Below are 16,781 nucleotides of genomic sequence, written 5' to 3' on the forward strand. Positions count from 1 at the left end.
CACGGTTATGGCGTGCGCAACAAGGTCATCTCGTTGCGCAGCAGGGCATGAAGGTCTTCATCGGTGGGCCGCGTACCCCAGTGCCGCGCGCCGGCCACTGACGCAATCGCGATCCACGAATGAGGGGGAAACCATTCGCGGAGCACGGCGCCGTCCTGACGCAAACACAATTGGCCGGTTTGTTCGCTGTATTCGGCGGAGATGAGCGTGCCGTCGATTTGTGCGCTTACACGCCGTGGATCGCTGCGTTGCAAATCGTCGCTCCTAAAAAGGTGTGGCGCGAATGCCTGCGCGTGCCGGTGTCAGTGACGCTGCTCCGGCCCATGCATTAGTGGTCGCCCCGACCGTGGTCATCGCCATGGCCGTGCCAATCGCCATGGTCGCCGTCGTGCCCGTGCCCGTGCCAGTCGCCGTGCGGGCCGTCGCGATAGCCGCGCGCGTCATGCCACTCGCGCTCGTGATGGCGTTCTTCCCACTCTCGGCGTTCCCAGTAGCGGTGGCCGTCGTAATAGCGCTCGCCGTACCAGCCCGGACTGACTACGACCACTGGCGGAGGGGGCGCGTAGACAGGCGGAGGCGGCGCATAGACCGGCTCAGGCGCATAGGCCACGCCCGGAATGCCGATGTTGACCCCGACATCGACGTGCGCCAGCGCGACAGAAGATGCACCGATCCCCAGACCTGCAACGATCGCCATGGACAGCCAGCGGTTTCGTGAATTGCTCATGTTTTATTCTCGGGTTTTACGATTGAGAGTGGAGTGCGCCGTTCGGGCAGCGCTTAGTAATTAGTAATGGTCGTGATCGTGGTAGTGGTCATGGTCATGGTCGTGATAGCCGCCCTCCGGCACGACGATGCAACCGCCCAATGCACTCCCGAGGGTGACAGCCAACAGCACCAGCGCGAAAATTCGTTTCATGACGTTGCCTTCCTTTTACGTTTGATCGAACTCTACTGAGCGACTGGATTACCGGTGTGTTCGTGTGTAACAGGACGTGTCGATTCATTCGCGTGCCAGCCACGCATGTGACACGGTATGGGGACGCGTTGCAGCGCTGCGATTAGTCGGTCCGCCAGGAAGAAATCGGTGGGCAACCCGTTGAGCGCGCTATGAAAAACGTCGGGCCTTCATGCATCCGCGGTGCTCGGGCAGGTTGAAACACATGCATATGAACAACTGGAGCGAGCAGAGCGTGGCAGCTCTGCACACGTATGCTTGACGGATACATTCAGTTGCAGACTAGGGATGTGAGCGGATCTGATGTGTTGTGATTTGCACTTTCTCGATGGTCGCTGATGTGTTTCCGCCTCATGCGCGTGAAGGAAATGGTCAAACGCGGCATCAGCTTTTCTTAAGGTTTGATCCGTAGCATCCTGCGTCAGTGCGCCCAGAATGCGTGTATCTTCGGTGCAAATAAGCTTTTTCCATCCAATGGCTTCACTGCCACTAACACATTCTCATGACCATGCGAACGGACCCGGCTAGTTTCTCGCGCTATGCATCAGGCTATGACGGTGTAGCCAGGTTTCTTCACTGGCTGGTGGTTTTATTGATCGCCGCGCAGTTCGTGATCGGTTGGACCATGCCGGATATTCATAAGGACACGAAGCCCGATGGTCTGATCGCGTGGCATCTCGGCGTGGGTGCAACGCTGATTGCCGCCGTGGTGGTGAGAATCGTCTGGCGTCTCACACACACGCCCGCGCCTGCATCGCTGTCACCTTTCTTCCGCGTCGTTTCACACATCACGCACGGTCTTCTTTATCTTGCGCTGGTGGCTGTGCCTTTGCTGGGATGGGCCAACGCGTCTTCGCGTGGATGGTCCGTCAAGCTGCTCGGCATATTGCCGTATCCCAGCATCTCGGCGGTCGGCTCGCCAGTGGGGCATGAAATGGGCGACATTCATGGCTATCTGGCCTGGGTGTTGTTCGCGCTGATTGCACTGCATATCGTGGCGGCGCTGTTTCATCGTTTCGTGCTCAAGGATCAGACATTGCAGCGGATGCTGCCGTGATTCGTTAGTGTGCGTTAGCGGTTTGTCGTTCGCGTGTGAGCCGTGTTCCGTCCGCGGCTAGCTGGGTCCACCAATATCCTCCCCGGTGCCTGGATCGTGGCGGTTTCGACGTCATTGCATCGGCGCGCGATCGCCACTCCCGAGTGCGTGATAAGCACATAAAAAACAAGTCTTTTACGCGCGCCGCTAACACTGGTTAGATCGGAGGACCGACTGTTTGTCAGTCATTCAGGTCCAACCGCATCTCTTGCCGGTCAGCCATGAGCACACTTACCGAAGCATTCAACCCGGATTCCGCGGGGCGGCCATCCGTCGTGCGCTCGGCAGCGCCTTCTGTGCATCTTCCTCCCGCATGGCCCGCGCCGTTGTTCCCATCGCGGCGTGACGGCCGCTCGCTCGACGCGAGCGTTCGTGCTGCAATTCACGCGGCGTTCACCGCCAACCCGTGCCTGAAAAGTTGGCCCGCGCACGCAATCGACGCGTTATGCGACGCCGGCCAATTGCGCACCTGGACTAACGGCGAGTTGATCTTCGCGCGCGATGAAGCCTGCGACGACATCCAGGTCGTCCTTTCCGGCGCGATCGAGATGAGCTGGACCAACTCGGCCGGCGTGCGTGCGGTAGCGGTGTACATGTGGCCGAACGAAGTCATTAACTTCATTCCGGTGATGGACCGGCGCGGCTCGATGCACGACCAGCGCGCGCACGGCTCGACGACGTTGTTCCACATTCCCGGCAGCGCACTATTCGAACTGTTCGCTCGCGAGCCCGCGTTGTTGCGCAACGTGCTCGATCTGATCTGCCTGCGAAGCCGGGCGCTGCATAGCCGGATGGGCAAGACGGCGCTGGCCGGATTTCGCGCGCGTCTGGCGGATCAATTACTCGGGCTTGCCGAATGGCACGGCAAGAAAACCGAGCGGGGCGTGGAGCTGACGATCAAGCTCTCGCAGGAGGATCTCGCGGCGTTATTGGCGGCTTCCCGGCAAAGCATCAATAAGGAACTGCGTTGGCTGGTGCAGCAGGGCATCGTGGACGTGCGCTATAGCCGGATCACCGTGATCGATATGGACGCATTGCGGGAAGTAAGCGACGCCGCGTGAGAAAACTGATAACGATATAAAAAGCGCTTCTATCAAGTGTCCAAAGCGCGATAGATTCGCGGCGCTCACCCTGCCGATAATGGTTCATCGATTCAGCAGGCCGAGCCGCCCAGATGTTGATTCAAGCGGTGCGCTGACCTGTCTCGTCCTTAAACCCAGGAGTTGCATCGCATGTCGAATCTCAGTCTCGCGACGTCCAACGCATTGGACATTCATCCTGTCACCGGCCGCATCGGCGCGGAAATTCGCGGCGTGCGCCTGTCGGGGCAGCTCGAATCGGCAACGGTCGAAGCGATTCGCGCCGCGCTGGTACGCCACAAGGTGATCTTCTTCCGCGGCCAGACGCATCTGCAGGATGCCGATCAGGAAGCCTTCGCCAAGCTGCTTGGTGAACCGGTCTCGCATCCCACGGTGCCGGTGGTGGACGGCAGCGACTATCTGCTCGAACTCGATTCTCATCGCGGCGGCCGCGCGAACTCGTGGCATACGGATGTGACTTTCGTCGATGCATATCCGCAAGCGTCGATCCTGCGCGGTGTGACGATTCCTGAAGTGGGCGGCGACACCGTCTGGGCCAACACCGCCACCGCCTACGACGATCTGCCGCCACCGCTCAAAGCGCTCGCCGAGCAACTGTGGGCCGTGCACAGCAATGAATACGACTACGCGAGCTACGGCAACGTCGGCGAACGCGGGCGAGATGCCGAGGCGCTCAAACGCTACCGCGAAGTATTCGTGTCGACACGCTATGAGACCGAGCATCCGGTCGTGCGCGTGCATCCGGAATCCGGCGAAAAGACGCTGATTCTCGGTCATTTCGTGAAGAGCTTTGTCGGCCTCACGCCGAGCGCATCGGCGCATGTGCTGGAACTGCTGCAGGCTTACGTGACGCGTCTCGAGAACATCGTGCGCTGGCGCTGGCAGGCGGGCGATGTCGCGATCTGGGACAACCGCGCGACCCAGCACTACGCCGTCAACGATTACGGCGATGCTCATCGCGTGGTGCGTCGCGTGACGCTGAAGGGTGACGTGCCGGTGAGCGTCGATGGTCGCCGCAGTTTTACGCGTAGCGTCGAACCGAATCCGGCTGCGAAGGCTGCCTGAACGTCGCGGACCGCTTATGAATGCGCCCCGCAAAGTTTCATCGAAATTTTGCGGGGCGTCTCCGTTTTTCAGCCCAGCCCTTCAACGGGTACACGTTCCGGCGCAGTTGCTTCACGATACCCGAGCCGCGTCGAGATCGCGAGCCCCGATTCCTTGAGTAGCGCAACGTAGTGCGATTTCGTGTCGGCGCCGCAGCGCATCGTCGGAAACGAAATCGACAGGCCGGCGATCACGCGGCCAAAGCGGTCGAACACCGGCACCGCGAGACACTGCAGTCCTTCCTCCTGTTCCTCGTTGTCCTCGCCGTAGCCTTGCTCGCGCACGCGCGGCAGGATGCTCAACACGGCGTCGGCACAGGCGAGCGACTTTTGCGTCGACTTGCGAAATTCCACATGCGAGAGGACTTCGCGCGCTTCGGCCGGGTCCATCCACGCAAGCAGCACCTTGCCGATTGCCGTGCTGTGCAGGGGATTACGGCGGCCAATGCGCGACTGCATGCGCAGCCCGTAATCGGCGTCGATCTTATGGATGTAGATGATGGCGTCTTCGTCGAACGCGCCGAGGTGGACCGCCTCGCGCGTCACCTGTCCGATGCGGCGCATCTCGACGTCTGCCTCGCGCACCAGATCGACGCTTTCCAGCGCCTTCGCGCCGAGTTCGAACAGGCGGATCGTCAAGCGGTAGCGCTCGGTTTCGATTTCCTGCGTCACATAGCCGAGCGCTTTCAGCGTCTGGATCACGCGGTGCACGGTGGTCTTCGACATGCCGAGCCGCTGCGACAATTCGCTGATGCCGATCTGTCCGCTGTCGCCGATCGCGCCAAGAATCGCGAAGACCCTGCCGATCGACGAGGCCGATTCGCCTCGCTCGTTAGCCATGCCGCCCGCGCTATCCGCTTCCGGCATGTTTGCGTCGTCATCGTCTTTGCGCTGCTTGCCCATTGCTGCCATGTCCGTCATTCCCTGTTGATGCCAAACCGATCAAAGTCCGCTCACTGCCGGATGCCGATCGCCTTCAGTGCCGAGAGCATACCGCGTCGCGCGAGCCGCGTGACCTCTGCAGCCATCACGCTAGCGCGCGAGCCAGCCGCCGTCCACTGCAAGCGTATGACCGTGCACATAGTCCGACGCGGACGACGCGAGGAACACGACCGGTCCCGCAAGATCCGCCGGCGTGCCCCAGCGGCCCGCCGGAATACGTCCGACGATTTCATCGTTACGCTGCGCGTCTCCGCGTAGCGCCGCCGTGTTCGCGGTGGCCATGTAGCCAGGTGCGATCGCGTTCACGTTGATGCCCTGCGCGGCCCACTCGTTCGTGAGCAGCCGCGTGAGACCGAGCACGCCGCTTTTCGACGCCGTGTACGACGCCACGCGGATGCCGCCCTGGAACGACAGCATCGACGCGACGTTGATGATCTTGCCGCCGCTTGCCTGCTTCACGAACTGCCGCGCCACGGCCTGCGAAAGAAAGAAGACGCTCTTCAGGTTGACGTCCATGACGGCGTCCCAGTCGTCTTCGCTAAAGTCGAGCGCGTCCTCGCGGCGGATGATGCCCGCGTTGTTCACGAGCACGTCGACGCGGCCGAACGCTTCGACTGCGGCGCGCACGATGTCGTCGACCGGAGCGATCGAGGCGAGGTCGGCGCGCACATCCGCGAAGCGGCGTCCCGTTGCTGCGACGTGGGCGGCCGTATCGCTGGCGTCCGCGCGGCTCACGCCGACGATGTCGCAGCCAGCCGTGGCGAGCGCGATGGCCATGCCGGCACCGAGGCCCGCATTGCTGCCGGTGACTATGGCGACCTTACCGGTCAGATCGAAGCTGTTCACTATGCGTAGGTCCTCGGCGGCGTTGGAGTTTCTGTTGTCCAGAGTGGAAACATGCGTGCCGTCAGCGCAGATCGCGCACCGCAATGTGATCCATGTCGCTGAACACCTGGTTCTCGCCGACCATGCCCCAGATGAATGTGTAGGCGCGTGTGCCGACGCCCGAGTGAATCGACCAGCTCGGCGAGATCACGGCCTGCTCGTTATGCACGAGAATGTGCCGCGTTTGGTTCGGTTCGCCCATCATGTGGAAGACGGCTGCGTCATCGGCCACGTTGAAATAGAAGTACACCTCCATGCGACGCTCGTGCGTGTGGCACGGCATCGTGTTCCAGAGGTTGCCCGGTTCGAGCTTCGTCATGCCCATCGAGAGCTGGCAGGTGGGCAGCACCTCGGGAACGATGAACTTGTAGATGGTGCGGCGATTGCTCGTGGCGGGGTCGCCGAGCGTTTCGGGCGACGCTTGTGCGAGCGAGATCGTGCGGGTGGGATGCGACTCGTGCGCGGGCGCGCAATTCAGGTAGAACTTCGCGGGGCGCGCCGCATCGTCGCTGCCGAACGCAACGGCCTGTTTGCCCTTGCCGATGTAGATCGCCTCTTCGTTGCGCACCGTAAAGCGCGTGCCGTCCACGTCGACCCAGCCATCGCCGCCGATATTGATCGCGCCGAGCTCGCGGCGCTCCAGCAGGTAGCCGACGCCAATTGCCTTGCCGAGCGAACCAGGCACCTCGACCGCGCGCGTAGCCGGCCACACGCCGCCCACGATGATGCGATCGATATGGCTGTACGTGAGCCGCAGCGCGTCGCGTTCGAATACGTCTTCGACGAGGAACTGCTTGCGCAGCCCGGCGGTATCCAGCGTCTTCGCGTGCTCGCTGTTGATGCTCTGTCTCACTTCCATTGCTCTTGTCTCCGATCGGATGGGGTGTCTAGCCGAGCCGTTTTACGACGGCGTTCTGTTCTCGACTGTAGCGCAGAATTTTAAATATGGAACAGCGGTCCGAAAATACTGCACTGCCACATCAAGCGTGGCAAGCATTCTGAATGACACGCGGGTAAACGATGATCAGGAAGTCTATCAAAAACGGAACGTTGTTCCTATCGCGGTGCTATATTGCGCCGAAAGGGGAGACGCCCGGCGCAAGAACGGGACATGAATCGGGTAATCCACCCGGCAACTGGACGCAAAGTCCATGGAGGAGGCATGAAGCTCAAGAAGGCCATCGACCGCATTCCAGGCGGCCTGATGCTGGTGCCGCTGCTGCTCGGCGCCTGTGTCCACACGTTTGCGCCGGGCGGAGGGAAATACCTCGGGTCGTTCACCAATGGCTTGATTACCGGCACCGTGCCGATTCTGGCGGTGTGGTTCTTCTGCATGGGCGCGACGATCGACCTGCGGGCAACCGGCGTCGTGCTGCGCAAGTCGGGCACGCTGCTCGTGACCAAAATGGTGGTGGCGTGGATTGCGACGATCGTTGCTTCGCACTTCATTCCGATCGACGGCGTCAAGGCGGGCCTGTTCGCGGGCCTCTCGGTGCTCGCGATCACGACGTCGATGGACATGACCAATGGCGGTCTCTATGCAGCCGTGATGCAGCAATACGGCAGCAAGGAGGAGGCGGGCGCGTTCGTCCTGATGTCGATCGAATCGGGACCGCTCGTCAGCATGATCATTCTCGGCGCGACGGGTGTCGCGTTTTTCGAACCGAGGCTGTTCGTCGGCGCGGTGCTGCCGTTCCTGATCGGCTTCGCGTTGGGTAACCTGGACAGCGAGCTGCGCGAGTTCTTCGGCCGCTGCGTGCATCCGCTGATTCCGTTTTTCGGCTTCGCGCTCGGTAACGGTATCGACCTGAATGTGATCGTCACGAGCGGCTTGCCAGGCATCGTGCTGGGCCTCGGGGTGATCGTCGTGACGGGCATTCCGCTGATCCTCGCGGACCGCTGGATCGCGGGCGGCAATGGGGCGGCGGGGTTGGCGGCTTCGTCGACAGCGGGGGCCGCGGTGGCGAATCCGGCGATCATCGGCGAGATGATTCCGCGCTTCAAGCCGCTGGTGCCGGCGGCGACGGCGATGGTCGCGACGGCGTGTCTCGTGACCGCGATTCTGGTGCCGATTCTGACCGCACTATGGGTGCGCCGGCATCATGCACGCGATGCGCTGCGTGAGGAGTTTGCGGCAGCGACCACGCCGCCGCAGCCACTCAATGAGCGGGACGTGCACGTTTGAAGGAGTAGGGCGGGCGGCTGGTTTGCGCCCGAACGCGACGAAGTACAGCGAGTCACATGACGTGGAGGCGGGGCTTCACCGCCCCAGCTTCCTCTCCAGCATCGCCTTAACCTCCGCCCACTCTTCATCGATGATGCTAAAGCGCACCGAATTGCGCTTGCGTCCATCCGGCATGATCCGCTCGTGCCGGACAATCCCTTCCTGTTTCGCGCCGATCCGCAGAATCGCCGCTCGTGATTTTTCGTTGAGCTCGTCAGTCGTGAACTGCACGCGCACGCACTGCATTGCTTCGAACGCATGACTCAGCAGTAGGTACTTCGCCTCCGTGTTCACCGGTGAGCGCTGCACCGATTCTCCCAGCCACGTGTGGCCGATTTCCAGCTTCCGGTTCACCCGGTCGATTTTCCAGAACCGCGTGCTGCCGACAATCGCCCCGGTATCGCGCCTGACGATCACAAACGGCATCACGGTGCCGGCTGCCCGCCCGTCGAGCGCGGTTGCGATATAGCTGCCGATGGTTTCAGGTCCCGGCACCACGGTCAGCTTCATATTCCACAATTGCCCATCCGCGGCGGCGTCGAGCAGCGCCTGGGCGTGTTCCGGCAGAAGTGGCCTGAGTTCGACGGCCTGTCCGATTAGTATGGGTTGCATGACGTGAGGAATGTGAGGAACGTGAGCGAGAAGTTGCAATAAACAAAAAAGTCCGCGAACGAGCGCTCGCGGACCTGGCACAGCAATCAATCAGGCGGGCGAAGTCAGAAACCTCGCCCTGAACCGAAAACCTGACGACGGTCTTCGGCGTCTTAAGCCGCAGTCACCGAAACCGACTTGGTAACCAGATAGGCTTCCATCGCTTCCGGGCCGCCTTCAGAGCCGTAGCCCGAATCCTTCACGCCGCCAAACGGCATTTCCGGCCAGGGCGTAGCAGGCTGGTTGATCCACAGCATGCCGACTTCCATCTGTTGCGACAGCAGATGCACGTTGCGGAACGACTTCGTGAACGCATAACCGGCGAGGCCAAACGGCAGACGGTTCGCTTCGGCGATCGCTTCTTCGAGCGTGTCGAAACCGCGGATCGCGGCGATCGGGCCGAACGGCTCGTTGTTGAACACGTCCGAGTCGAGCGACACGTTGGTCAGCACGGTCGGCGCGAAGAAGTTGCCTTCCGAGCCCACGCGCTCACCGCCCGTCTCGACCTTCGCGCCGGTCTTGCGCGCGTCGTCGAGCACCTTGCTCATCGCGGTGAGACGGCGCGCATTGGCGAGCGGTCCGATGGTTGTGCCTTCCGCCAGACCGTCGCCGAGTTTGAGGCCTTCAGCATGCTTGACGAGCGCCGCGGCGAATTCTTCACGGATGCTGTTGTGCACCAGAAAGCGCGTCGGCGAGATGCAGACCTGGCCGGCATTGCGGAACTTCGCAGCGCCTGCGGCCTTGATGGCCAGCGCCACGTCGGCGTCTTCGGCCACGATGACAGGCGCATGACCGCCCAGCTCCATCGTCGCGCGCTTCATGTGGGAGCCCGCCAGCGCGGCCAGTTGTTTGCCGACCGGCGTCGAGCCGGTGAACGTGACCTTGCGGATCACCGGATGCGGGATCAGGTAGCTGGAAATCTCCGCGGGGTCGCCAAACACGAGGCCGACCGTACCGGCCGGCACACCGGCTTCAACGAACGCCTGCAGCAGTGCCGCCGGCGACGCCGGGGTTTCTTCCGGCGCCTTGACGAGGAACGAGCAGCCGCTCGCGAGCGCCGCGCTCAGCTTGCGCACGACCTGGTTGACCGGGAAATTCCACGGCGTAAAGGCCGCCACCGGGCCGATCGGTTCCTTCAGCACGGTTTGCTGCACTGCGAGATTGCGCGGCGGCACGACCCGGCCGTAGACGCGGCGGCCTTCGTCGGCGAACCATTCGATGATGTCCGCGGCGGACAGCATTTCGACGCGCGCCTCGGCAAACGGCTTGCCCTGTTCCTGCACCATCAGGCGGGCGATGTCGGAAGCACGTTCGCGCACGAGCGCCGCGGCCTTGCGCATGGTGGTGGCGCGTTCGTTGGCCGGAATCTTGCGCCAGGCTTCGAAACCGCGTTGTGCGGCGGCTAGCGCGCGATCCAGATCAGGGATGCTGGCGTGAGCCACCTTGCCGATGGGCTTGCCGGTGGCAGGGTTGATGACGTCGAGGGTTTTGCCGCTGGCTGCGTCGCACCATTCGCCATTGATCAGAAGACGGGTGTCGGTATAGCTCGAGGTGGCCATGCTGGGTTCCTGTAAGTGGGGAGAACGATAGGTCGCGCGGCCGTGATGCATTGGGCTGACGCTGCGCGGCCAAGGATGGACTGCCGATAGCAGTCATCTTATCTGATTGCGCGCAATCGCATCGGCGCAGAGCCCACGGGCGACGGGCGGCACGGGCTTTGCTACTCCGATTGCCGCGGTGGACAAACGGGTAGCTGAGGGTTACGTGAGCGGCGCCGCGCAAACAGGCGTAAAGTCAAGCAGCAGTAGCAAGAACCGGCGCAAGCTGGTGAATGCAACCCAATCAACCAAGGTGCAAACGAGGAATCGACATGCCAACCGGTACAGTGAAGTGGTTCAATGACGCAAAGGGCTTTGGCTTTATCACACCGGACGACGGTGGCGAGGATCTGTTTGCCCATTTCTCGGAAATTCGCAGCGAAGGGTTCAAATCGCTGCAGGAAAACCAGAAGGTCAGCTTTGAAATCAAGCAGGGACCGAAGGGCAAGCAGGCGGCGGACATCAAGCCGGTGTAACAGCAGTGACCGGTCCGCGCGCGCAGGCGGGCGGACCGGGAGTGGTTTTTCGCGACCAGGCGCGATTTGCTCGCGCTTCTAACGCACGACGCGAGTCGGGTTACGCGTAGGCGTTTCGCGTCTCACCCATCCCATCGAGCAATTCGTTTCGCACGCCGGCGAGCGCCGTGTCGCGCCGGTCACGCGGATGCGCTGCGGCAACGTCGATGTCGCGCACCAGCCGGGCGCCGCGCTGACCCGCCGTGTTGAGCAGCAGGACGCGATCGGACAGATACAGCGCCTCATCCAGATCATGCGTGACGATCAGCGCCGCGGTGCCGTGCGCGCGCGTCAGAGACAGCAAGAGGTCCTGCAGACGCATGCGGGTCATCGCGTCGACGGCGCTAAACGGCTCGTCGAGCAGCAACAGGTCGGGCTGGGAGAAGAGGCCGCGCGCGAGCGCCACGCGTTGCGCCATGCCGCCCGAAAGCTGCTTGGGCAACGCCGCGCCGGTGCCGGCCAGACCGACCTCATCGAGCAGTTGGTCCACACGCGGGTCCGCACCTCGCCGTGGACCGGCGGAAAAGGCGATGTTGTCGGCCACGCTCAGCCACGGCAGCAGCCGCGGCTCCTGAAAGATCACGCCGAGGCGCGGCGAAGGGCCGTGTTGCGCCAGCCCGTCGAGCAAAATCTCTCCCTCGAAGTCACGATCGAGGCCGGCCAGCACGCGCAGCAACGTGCTCTTGCCACAGCCGCTCGGGCCGACCAGGCTCACGATCTCTCCACGCCGGATACCGAACGTCACGCGTTCGAGCACCGCGCGCGCTTCGTAGCGCTTGCTCACGGCACGAACCTGGAGCAGCGGCGCCTGACTTGAAAGATCTGCCGCGTTCAACGCGCACCTCGCGAGGAAGATGGTTCGTCCGCGGTATCGCGCCATGACAGCACGCGCGCTTCGATCGTTTTAAGAATGCTGTCGCTGAGCTTGCCGAGCAGTGCGAGCAACAGAATTGCGCCAAACACGAGATCGGGCCGGCCGGTTTCGCGGCCATCGCTCAGCAGATAACCGAGGCCGCGGGTGGCGGCAATCAGTTCGGCGGCGACCATGAACATCCACGCGAGACTCAAGCCCGTGCGCAGTCCGGTGAAGATCTGCGGCAATGACGCGGGCAACAGGATGCGCGTGAATAGCGCCCGCGGACTCAACCGGTTGACTTCGCCGAGTTCGATCAGTTTTCTGTCGACGCCACGAATGCCCGCCACGACGCTCAACTGCACCGGAAAAAATGCGCCGATGGCAACGAGCGTGATTTTCGGCGCTTCGTCGATGCCCATCCACAGCAGCAGAATCGGCACCCAGGCGAGCGACGGAATCGCGCGCAGTGCCTGAAACGCAGGGTCGAGAAGGGCGTCGAGGCGGCGGCTCAAACCCATTGCGCCACCGAACAGAAGGGCGAGTGCGGAGCCGATGCCGAAACCCGCGAGTACGCGCATCGAGCTGGCGCCGATGTGGCGGGCCAGACGCTCACCGCCTAGTTGCCACAGCGTTTCAGCAATCGTGCTTGGTGCCGGCACGAGGTGCGCCGGCAACACCGACGCACGCACCAGCACTTCGATCGCGGCAAGAAAGGCGAGCGGCAGGATCAATCCGGCAATACGCCAGCGCTTGAGCGGGTCGCGCGGTCGCGGCGCGACCCGCGTCGCATCGGCGGCTTGCGGCGCGCGATGCCTCGCGTGTTCATCCGTTGTGTGCGGTCGGTGCTGAAGTCCGAGCGATTCGTCAGTAGCCATGGGAGTCGGTCGGTGGGTCCTCGAGAGCAATGGGCGCGTCGGCTCACTGGCCGCTGTTCGCGGCGATAACAGGCTGCGCCGTCTTCACGTCGATCAAGGCGTCGATGACCTGATTCAGATCTGTGCCCGGTTTCACCAGTTGCTCCTGCGTGAGAATCGGCGCGGCCGCCTTGAGCGCGGCAAGTTGCTGAGTGCCCGGCTGCGGATGACTGAAATCGTTGCGGCTCAGTTGCAGTTTGGCGACCGGCAGTGACAGCTTCGATTCTTCCGAGATGATCTTCGCAGTTTCGTCCGGATGCGCGGCAATCCACAGACGCGCTTTCTCGTACACCTTGAGCACCTGCGCGAGCGTCTCGGGATGATCGCGAATGAAATCCTCGCGGGCGTCGAGCAAGCCCCACGTATTGAAGTCGACGTTGCGATACAGCAGCTTCGCGCCGTCGTCGATTTGCGCGGCGGCCATGTGCGGATCGAGGCCGGCCCAGGCGTCCACCTGGCCGTTGGCGAGTGCGGTGCGCCCGTCCGGATGCTGAAGGTTGACGATCTCCACGTCGTCGCGCGAGAGGCCCGCGGTGTGCAGCGCGCGTAGTGTGAAGAGGAACGGGTCCGTGCCCTTGGTGGCGGCGATCTTCTTGCCCTTCAGGTCCGCGAGGGTTTTGATCGGCGAGTCCTTGCGCACCACGAGAGCGGTCCATTCCGGGCGCGAGAAAACGTACACTGCGCGAATCGGGTTGCCGTTGGCTTTGGCGAGCACGGCGGCCAGACCCGCCGTCGAACCAATGTCGATCGCACCGCTGTTCAGATACTCGAGCGCGCGATTGCTGCCGAGGCTCAGCACCCATTTGACCTCGGTGTGCTGCGGCGCGAGTTCCTGCTCGAGCCAGCCGTTGCGCTTGATGACGAGGCTTTCCGGTGAATAGTAAGCGTAGTCGAGTTTCAGTTCGGCCGGCGGCGCGGCGCGTGCGATACCCGGTGCAAGGAGGGCGAGCGTGGCCGTTGCCGCGATCAGCAACGCGCTCAGGCCGGCTTGCAGACGTCGCGCATGCCGCGGGTGTAAGGAAATCGAAGAAAGCGAAAAGCGCGCCGTGCCCCGCGGGATTTTCATTGACTGGTCCTGTGATGGTCGTTTAGTTGTGACCGATCAATGTAGTCAATGCGCATGCCGAACTGAACGAATAAAAACTCACAATCAAAGCAGGTTGGACGCTATGGCGGACGTGGCCAGGCGGGCCGGGAGTATTTTCCTTAAGGTTTCCTTCAGCTTTGCTCCGTAGTATCTCCGCGACCACCCGTATCCCCGCGGGCAATAGTTCCGATAGTTTTCCGACAGAAAACTGAAAGCGCCGATCTAAGGCTTGCTGGAGCATTCATGAAAACCCTCTTCTTGCAAGCGCCGTCGTATGACGGCTTCGATGGTGGCGCGGGATCGCGCTACCAGGCCAAGCGTGAAGTACGCTCGTTCTGGTATCCGACGTGGCTCGCGCAGCCCGCCGCGCTCGTGCCCGATAGCCGCGTACTCGATGCCCCCGCCGACGGCTTGTCCGTCGAAGCGTCGCTCGACATAGCACAGCAATATGACCTGGTGGTGATCCACACCAGCACACCGTCTTTCCCCACCGACGCACTGTTCGCCGAAGACCTGAAGAAGCGCAAGCCTTCGGTGCTGATCGGCATGGTCGGCGCGAAGGTCGCGGTCGATCCGCACAATTCGCTGACCGCGAGCGAGGCGATCGATTTCGTCTGCCGTGAAGAATTTGACTTCACCTGCCAGGAAGTTGCCGAAGGCAAGCCGTTCGCCGGCATCAAAGGTCTGAGCTATCGCGCGGCCGACGGTTCGATCGAGCACAACGAAGCGCGCCCTATCCTGGAGAACATGGACGAGTTGCCGTTCGTGGCGCCCGTCTACAAGCGCGATCTGAAGATCGACAACTATTTCATCGGCTATCTGAAGCACCCGTACGTGTCGATTTACACGGGCCGCGGCTGCCGTTCGAAATGCACGTTCTGCCTGTGGCCGCAAACGGTGGGCGGGCATCGCTACCGCACGCGTTCGACCGAGAACGTGCTCGAAGAAGTGAAGTGGATTCGCGACAACATGCCTGAAGTCAAGGAGATCATGTTCGACGACGACACCTTCACCGACTTCAAGCCGCGCGTCGAGGAGATCGCCCGCGGTCTCGGCAAACTGGGTGTGACGTGGTCGTGCAATGCGAAGGCGAACGTGCCGTACGCGACGTTGAAGATCATGAAGGAAAACGGCCTGCGCCTGCTGCTGGTGGGCTATGAATCGGGCGACGACCAGATTCTCCTGAACATCAAGAAGGGTCTGCGCACCGACATTGCGCGCCGCTTCAGCGAAGATTGCCGCAAGCTCGGCATCAAGATTCACGGCACCTTTATTCTCGGCCTGCCTGGCGAAACGCAGGACACGATCCAGAAGACCATCGAGTACGCGAAGGAAATCAATCCGCATACGATTCAGGTGTCGCTCGCGGCTCCCTATCCCGGCACGACGCTCTACAACCAGGCGGTCGAAAACGGCTGGCTGGAAGAGAACAAGGTCATCAACCTCGTCAGCAAGTCAGGGGTGCAGCTCGCCGCGATCGGCTATCCGCATCTGTCGCGTGACGAGATTTACCACCAGCTCGAAAACTTCTATAAGCGCTTCTATTTCCGTCCGTCGAAGATCTGGGAAATTCTGCGCGAGATGCTCACGAGCTGGGACATGATGAAACGGCGCCTGCGTGAAGGCGTCGAATTCTTCCGCTTCCTGCGCGCCCACGAGGCGTGAACGCCGTGCATCTGCTCGCCGTCACGCTGGCCTATGCGTGTGCGGCGGGGGCGGTTTTCGGCATCGCCTACACGGTGTTGGCGGGCGCCCTGATCGGCCGGTTCTTCGCGCGAGCGGTGTCCGAGCCGACCAGCTTTCCGCCGGTCACGATCGTCAAGCCGCTGCACGGCAACGAGTGGGCGTTACTCACCAATCTCTCGAGCTTCTGTCAGCAGGACTATCCGGGCCCGGTGCAATTCCTGTTCGGCGTGCACGATTCGGCCGACCCCGCATTGCAGGCCGTCGACGATCTGCGGCGGCTGCATCCGGAAGCAGACATCACCGTGGTCGCCGACGCACGTCTGTACGGCCCGAACCGCAAGATCAGCAACATCCTCAACATGCTGCCGCAGGCCCGGCACGACGTGCTGGTATTCGCCGACAGCGACGTGAGCGTCGGGCCGGACTATCTGCGCAATGTAGTCGGCGAATTGCAGAAGCCTGGCGTCGGTCTCGTCACCTGCGTGTATCGCGGCGCGCCGGATCCCGGGTTCTGGCCGAGATTGTCGGCCAAGGCGACCAACTATCAGTTCCTGCCCGGCGTGGTGACGGGGCTTGCGCTCGGTCTCGCGCGCCCCTGCTTTGGACAGAGCATCGCGATGCGGCGCGATACGCTGGAAAAAATTGGTGGCTTCACGCCATTCGTGCAGCACCTGGCCGAGGATCATGCGATCGGCGAGGCCGTGCGCATGATCGGCGAGAAAGTGGTGATTCCGCCGTTCACGATCTCGCATGCCTGCGTTGAAAACAGCGCGACGAAATTGATCGCGCATGAACTGCGCTGGAGCCGCACGATCCGCAGCATCGATCCGCTCGGCCACCTCGGCTCGGTGCTGATTTTCCCGCTAGCCTTTGCGCTGCTCGCCACCGCGTTCTCGGATGGCGCATGGTGGGCGTGGTCGCTGGCGCTGGTCGCCGTCTGCGTCCGACTCGTATTGAAACGGGTGTCCGATCGTGCGCTGCAGCAGGCGCATCGCGACCTGTGGCTGTTGCCGTTATGGGATATCGTATCGTTTTCGATTTTCGTGGCGAGCTTCTGGTCCTCGCGCGTGATCTGGCGCGGTTTCAGTTTCAAGGTGGATGGCGACGGCCTGCTGTCGGCGGCGCAGGACGGAATGACGGATGAACAGCAGGCTGGGTAAGCAATG

The 16,781-nt window shown here is 62.3% G+C and carries 18 protein-coding genes; 7 read left to right on the forward strand and 11 right to left on the reverse strand.

All coding sequences use genetic code 11. The annotated features are described in order from the left end of the window. Positions 1 to 5: 5 nt before the first annotated feature. The 3 genes from KHO30_RS14335 to KHO30_RS39545 all read right to left on the reverse strand — a co-directional run bounded on the left by KHO30_RS14335 (position 6) and on the right by KHO30_RS39545 (position 919). A complete protein-coding gene (locus KHO30_RS14335; protein ID WP_093642958.1) occupies positions 6 to 254 on the reverse strand; it encodes a hypothetical protein in 249 nt (82 codons plus the stop codon). Between the two features lie 74 nt (positions 255 to 328). Beyond that, positions 329 to 727, reverse strand: coding sequence for a hypothetical protein (locus KHO30_RS14340; RefSeq protein WP_093642955.1), 399 nt, complete (start codon positions 725 to 727; stop codon positions 329 to 331). 60 nt (positions 728 to 787) lie between these two features. Beyond that, positions 788 to 919, reverse strand: coding sequence for a hypothetical protein (locus KHO30_RS39545; protein ID WP_266226325.1), 132 nt, complete (start codon positions 917 to 919; stop codon positions 788 to 790). 541 nt (positions 920 to 1,460) lie between these two features. Between KHO30_RS39545 and KHO30_RS14345 the strand changes: the two genes are divergently transcribed. The 3 genes from KHO30_RS14345 (at position 1,461) to KHO30_RS14355 (ending at position 4,219) form a co-directional block, all read left to right on the forward strand. Next, on the forward strand, positions 1,461 to 2,015 hold the full coding sequence (locus KHO30_RS14345; protein ID WP_234486674.1) for a cytochrome b: 555 nt from the start codon (positions 1,461 to 1,463) through the stop codon (positions 2,013 to 2,015). Positions 2,016 to 2,275: 260 nt separating this feature from the next. Beyond that, positions 2,276 to 3,115: a Crp/Fnr family transcriptional regulator gene (locus KHO30_RS14350; RefSeq protein WP_211701342.1), complete on the forward strand. Its 840-nt coding sequence runs from the start codon at positions 2,276 to 2,278 to the stop codon at positions 3,113 to 3,115. A 171-nt stretch (positions 3,116 to 3,286) separates the two neighbouring features. Continuing rightward, positions 3,287 to 4,219, forward strand: a complete 933-nt coding sequence (locus tag KHO30_RS14355; protein WP_093642949.1) for a TauD/TfdA dioxygenase family protein — start codon at positions 3,287 to 3,289, stop codon at positions 4,217 to 4,219. A 68-nt stretch (positions 4,220 to 4,287) separates the two neighbouring features. On the opposite strand, the gene kdgR is transcribed toward KHO30_RS14355, so the two are convergent. From kdgR to kduI, 3 genes are all read right to left on the reverse strand, one after another. Continuing rightward, a complete protein-coding gene (gene kdgR, locus KHO30_RS14360; protein WP_211701343.1) occupies positions 4,288 to 5,169 on the reverse strand; it encodes a DNA-binding transcriptional regulator KdgR in 882 nt (293 codons plus the stop codon). Positions 5,170 to 5,289: 120 nt separating this feature from the next. Further along, positions 5,290 to 6,045 carry a 2-dehydro-3-deoxy-D-gluconate 5-dehydrogenase KduD gene (gene kduD / locus KHO30_RS14365; RefSeq protein ID WP_280531440.1) on the reverse strand — a complete coding sequence of 252 codons (756 nt, stop codon included), beginning with the start codon at positions 6,043 to 6,045 and terminating at the stop codon, positions 5,290 to 5,292. Between the two features lie 61 nt (positions 6,046 to 6,106). Further along, the gene (gene kduI, locus KHO30_RS14370; protein ID WP_211701344.1) at positions 6,107 to 6,943 is read right to left on the reverse strand and encodes a 5-dehydro-4-deoxy-D-glucuronate isomerase; all 837 of its coding nucleotides are present in this window, start codon (positions 6,941 to 6,943) and stop codon (positions 6,107 to 6,109) included. 303 nt (positions 6,944 to 7,246) lie between these two features. Between kduI and kdgT the strand changes: the two genes are divergently transcribed. Continuing rightward, a complete protein-coding gene (kdgT, locus tag KHO30_RS14375) occupies positions 7,247 to 8,269 on the forward strand; it encodes a 2-keto-3-deoxygluconate transporter (protein WP_093642943.1) in 1,023 nt (340 codons plus the stop codon). Between the two features lie 75 nt (positions 8,270 to 8,344). On the opposite strand, the gene KHO30_RS14380 is transcribed toward kdgT, so the two are convergent. Together KHO30_RS14380 and KHO30_RS14385 are read right to left on the reverse strand one after the other, a co-directional pair. Then, a complete protein-coding gene (locus KHO30_RS14380) occupies positions 8,345 to 8,920 on the reverse strand; it encodes a GNAT family N-acetyltransferase (RefSeq protein WP_211701345.1) in 576 nt (191 codons plus the stop codon). Between the two features lie 152 nt (positions 8,921 to 9,072). After that, complete coding sequence (locus KHO30_RS14385) at positions 9,073 to 10,518, reverse strand: NAD-dependent succinate-semialdehyde dehydrogenase (protein ID WP_093642937.1); 1,446 nt, start codon at positions 10,516 to 10,518, stop codon at positions 9,073 to 9,075. A gap of 311 nt (positions 10,519 to 10,829) precedes the next feature. Here KHO30_RS14385 and KHO30_RS14390 point away from each other — a divergent pair, with 311 nt between their 5' ends. Beyond that, positions 10,830 to 11,033, forward strand: a complete 204-nt coding sequence (locus KHO30_RS14390) for a cold-shock protein (protein WP_007181784.1) — start codon at positions 10,830 to 10,832, stop codon at positions 11,031 to 11,033. Positions 11,034 to 11,133: 100 nt separating this feature from the next. Here KHO30_RS14390 and KHO30_RS14395 read toward each other — a convergent pair whose 3' ends face one another. Genes KHO30_RS14395 through KHO30_RS14405 form a run of 3 tightly spaced genes read right to left on the reverse strand, consistent with a single transcriptional unit; the run spans position 11,134 to position 13,908 of the window. After that, complete coding sequence (locus tag KHO30_RS14395; RefSeq protein ID WP_408374737.1) at positions 11,134 to 11,856, reverse strand: ABC transporter ATP-binding protein; 723 nt, start codon at positions 11,854 to 11,856, stop codon at positions 11,134 to 11,136. A 47-nt stretch (positions 11,857 to 11,903) separates the two neighbouring features. Then, entirely contained in the window at positions 11,904 to 12,803 is a 900-nt protein-coding gene (locus KHO30_RS14400; RefSeq protein ID WP_211701347.1) for an ABC transporter permease, read from the reverse strand. A 43-nt stretch (positions 12,804 to 12,846) separates the two neighbouring features. After that, positions 12,847 to 13,908: an aliphatic sulfonate ABC transporter substrate-binding protein gene (locus KHO30_RS14405; RefSeq protein ID WP_211701348.1), complete on the reverse strand. Its 1,062-nt coding sequence runs from the start codon at positions 13,906 to 13,908 to the stop codon at positions 12,847 to 12,849. A gap of 264 nt (positions 13,909 to 14,172) precedes the next feature. Here KHO30_RS14405 and hpnJ point away from each other — a divergent pair, with 264 nt between their 5' ends. After that, on the forward strand, positions 14,173 to 15,594 hold the full coding sequence (hpnJ, locus tag KHO30_RS14410) for a hopanoid biosynthesis associated radical SAM protein HpnJ (protein WP_093642926.1): 1,422 nt from the start codon (positions 14,173 to 14,175) through the stop codon (positions 15,592 to 15,594). Continuing rightward, positions 15,591 to 16,775: a bacteriohopanetetrol glucosamine biosynthesis glycosyltransferase HpnI gene (gene hpnI, locus KHO30_RS14415; protein ID WP_211701349.1), complete on the forward strand. Its 1,185-nt coding sequence runs from the start codon at positions 15,591 to 15,593 to the stop codon at positions 16,773 to 16,775. Before hpnJ ends, hpnI begins: the two co-directional genes overlap by 4 nt. Positions 16,776 to 16,781 lie beyond the last annotated feature (6 nt).

It is taken from the genome of Paraburkholderia aspalathi (assembly GCF_905220735.1).
Taxonomy (GTDB): Bacteria; Pseudomonadota; Gammaproteobacteria; order Burkholderiales; family Burkholderiaceae; genus Paraburkholderia; species Paraburkholderia aspalathi.